The sequence below is a fragment of the Microcystis sp. M_QC_C_20170808_M3Col genome (assembly GCF_007095505.1).
Classification (GTDB): domain Bacteria; phylum Cyanobacteriota; class Cyanobacteriia; order Cyanobacteriales; family Microcystaceae; genus Microcystis.
In genome coordinates, this window is record NZ_SFBY01000097.1 from 1 (window position 1) to 2,715 (window position 2,715).

General features: G+C 48.1%; 1 protein-coding gene. It reads right to left on the reverse strand.

Annotation, left to right across the window (positions count from 1 at the left end):
* Positions 1-177: 177 nt before the first annotated feature.
* Complete coding sequence (locus EWV84_RS05005; protein ID WP_287076839.1) at positions 178-2,553, reverse strand: ATP-binding response regulator; 2,376 nt, start codon at positions 2,551-2,553, stop codon at positions 178-180.
* Between the last annotated feature and the right edge of the window lie 162 nt (positions 2,554-2,715).

Consider the following 2,715-nt stretch of genomic DNA (forward strand, 5'->3'; position numbering starts at 1 on the left):
TTTTAGTGGCTTGGGAACAAGCTTTATCAATTTATTCATAATAAATATTGGCAGAAGATTAAAGATTAGTTATTGTGACTAACCGTTTTGGTTAGAGAAAGATAAACTTGAGAATCTTCGGTCAAATTTATTGACTCAAAATCCGCTGTACTTAATTTAAATGAATCAACCCTACCCTTACCCCTCTTTGTGGCGAGAAAAAGCCAGATCAGCAGTCTCGATTACCTTTAATAGCTGTTCGATCCGGTTTTCCGTCGGGGGGGCCAAACAGGGAAAAACGGCTAAACCGGGGATTTGATTGGCCACCTCGGTGACAGCCACATCAAGGGTGACTAGGGGTAAATTAGCTAGGGTTTCCGACTCGCTCAAGGTTTGCAGATAATAGTATAAATCTTCTGCGATCGAACTATCGATTAAGATAGCGTCCACCTCCCAGACACCAGCTAAAAGTTCCGCCTGTTCGCAACTATCGGCCTCAATAAAACGATAATTCTCCCGAACTAATTGATTATTCCAAATCCAGCTAAAGGAAGATAAATCGGAGAAATTAGGGGCATAATGGCCGTGTAAACGCAGCAGAGTCGGAGCAGTGCGCCGTTTTCGGCTAGGAACAGGGGAAACGGTCAGATTCAGGCAAGCTTGCAGCGCAGCCGATGTGATCGGCGGAACAAGAAAACTATCGGCCCCTTGCTGTTGACTGCGGTTGCGCTCAGAATCGGCAGCGGTGACAATAACTTTCATATCTTTGGTTTGGGGATGGGATTTCAGCAGCGTTAACACATCCCAACCGGACAAGAGGGGTAGATTGGGATTGAGAAAAACACAACGGGGTTTTAACTGACGGGCTTTTTCGATCGCCTCAGTGCCGCTACGGGCGATAATGGCTTTTAATCCCAATTCACTCAAGCGCTCGACAAACTGTTCGATCACTTGGGGATTAGCTTCCACCACCAACACCAGACGCTGGGGGGTCGATTGTTCCTCTTCTGTTCCTTGGGGATAAACCGGCAGCAGTAAAGTGAATTGACTGCCTTCCCGGTCCTTGGAGACAAAGGATAGATCTCCACCGTGACAGCGCGCTAATTTTTGGCTGAGGACTAAACCTAAACCTGCACCCTCAAATTGACGGGTGAAAGGACTTTCTAGCTGTTGGAATTTCTGAAAAATCAGATGCTGGGATTCTTCTGGAATACCGATCCCCGTATCCCAGACGGTAAAAGCCAGCCAATTTTCCCAACGATTGACTTTAATGCCCAAATTACCGCCATCAATGGTGAATTTAACCGCATTATCTAACAAATTCACTAACATCTGTTGTAAACGGGCTTCATCGGCCAGGGCATAATCTAACCCTGATTCGATGTCAAGACGATAGCTGCCGGGGAGATCGAGACGTTGGGGATACTTATCGACGATGATATCGTACACCCGTTGACAGAGGCGATCGATTTTGACTCTAGCTAAAGTTAATTTTAGTTGTCCTGTCTCTAAGCGGGTTAAATCGAGGAGATCATTGACCAAAGCCATCAACTGGCGACCGCTGCGATAGATTAAATCGGCATATTTCGACTGTCGGGGGTTAAGTTCACCGATTTTTTGTTCCCGCAGCAGATTGGAGAGACCGATCACGGCGGTGAGGGGCGATTTAAACTCATGGCTGACACAGGCGAGAAATTCATCCTTAAGACGATTTAAATGGACTAAATCGGCATTTTTAACCGCTAATTCCTGACAATAGTGCTGTTGTTCCGTGATATCGGTGGCTAACAGTAACCACAGTCCCGAAGCTTTCTCGATCAAGGGATAATTATCCGCCAAATTTAACGGCACGGACAACAGTCGCCAAGTCTTGGCTAAACCCGATGTCACCGTTTCTAGACGCTGGGGAAACAGGGGGGGGGTGGGGGATTGGAGGGTTAAGGGGTCATTAACCAAAGCAAAGGGAGATTTATCGATATTAGCGGGGAAAGCCCCCCCGATTTGTTCACACCAAGCCTGATTTTGGTATAAAATTCCCGCTTCTGGACTGTAGAGCAGCAGCGGCAGCGGTAATTGTTCCAGAAATTCCAGAGGACGATCGCTGCGGGGGGGCAAATTGCGATCGCTGATGCGGGGCTGCGGGGGAGGATCATCGAGAATCGAGCGCCCGAGACAAAATTGGAGAAGTTTTCCCGTGTCCAAACGTCCTAACAGTTTGCCCTGAGCATCCACTAAAATAGGGGCTAAGGAGCTTCCTTCTGCCGTCAGGGTTGCCAGAAACTCACTCACGGCCATGCGCGAGTTAAGAGGGATAATCGGGCGCAGCCAACCGCTCAGATCTAGGCAGTTGGAGGAGGGGTTTCTGGTTTCGGGGTGCTGTTGTTGATAGAGGAGGTAGGCAATCAGGGTTTGACTCTCAATCAGTCCTAGGGGACAATACCGCTCATCCACCACCACGATCGCTTCTGGATTGCCCGTATTAATTAAATCTAAAAGACTTGCCGTGTCAACAATTAATTCACAGGTAGTGACGGATTGATTAAAGTGATGGAGGCTGAGGGTAACGCTAGGCATGGGGATAATTGGGTGGGCGGTGGCGGTAACTTTAGGGCATAATTAGGGTCTGCTGAAAAAGTTTTTCGGTGGGGGTTGGGGGTTGGGGGTTGGGGGTTGGGGGTTGGGGTGTGGGGTGTGGGGTTTTACCCATTTTCAGGTGGTCAATTACCTAATTTTCAG

Coding starts and splice junctions, on each gene's coding strand:
- EWV84_RS05005 (WP_287076839.1), bottom strand. CDS start 2,553: ATGCCTAGCGTTACCCTCAGCCTCCATCACTTTAATCAATCCGTCACT.